Below are 570 nucleotides of genomic sequence, written 5' to 3' on the forward strand. Positions count from 1 at the left end.
CAGAACCAGGTCGGTCTAGTGGTGCGAGCGGGGCGTTAGTTCCTCGTCTCGCGCGTAGCGGATCATCAAGACATCGTCGTCCCGTCTTTTGCTGAGGCGCTGATGTGGCTGATAGCGCCATATGTGTGTTCGCCAAATCTTCTTACAACCGGGTCCGCCGCGTCCCAGTAGCCGATCGGTGGCCGGGCCCTCGCAGTGGGACGTCGCGATGAGGTGCGCTTCATGCCATCCTTCGATCGTGCGCCCTCGATCGCTCTGCCTGCTCGTCGTGTCCCTCTGCGTTGTCAGCCTCGTCGGGTGCTCCGAGGATGATCCCGGTGAGCAGGCCGGCGACATCGCTCTGTGGCTTGACCAGGGGTCTTCCGCGGTGCAGGACGACGGCGAATATCTGGCCGTCTTGGCATCGCTAGTCGAACGGGGCGAGGAAGCAGACGGTGACGATATCTCGGCGACCTTCAGGGAGCCCGTGACGATCAGGGGAGTCGAACTCGAGTGTCTCGGCGCCGGATCCGTCGAGGGGTTGTTAGGTCTGACTTCAGCTGCGGGTGCCGTCGACACTACGTCCGCCCG

Annotated in this window: 1 protein-coding gene; it reads left to right on the forward strand. The window is 63.3% G+C overall.

The annotated features are described in order from the left end of the window. Window positions 1–238: 238 nt before the first annotated feature. Window positions 239–570, forward strand: a 332-nt coding sequence (locus IFT88_RS16865; protein ID WP_207110919.1) for a hypothetical protein, incomplete at its 3' end; no start/stop codon positions are given.

It is taken from the genome of Frigoribacterium sp. CFBP 8751, from assembly GCF_014841545.1.
Lineage (GTDB): Bacteria > Actinomycetota > Actinomycetes > Actinomycetales > Microbacteriaceae > Frigoribacterium.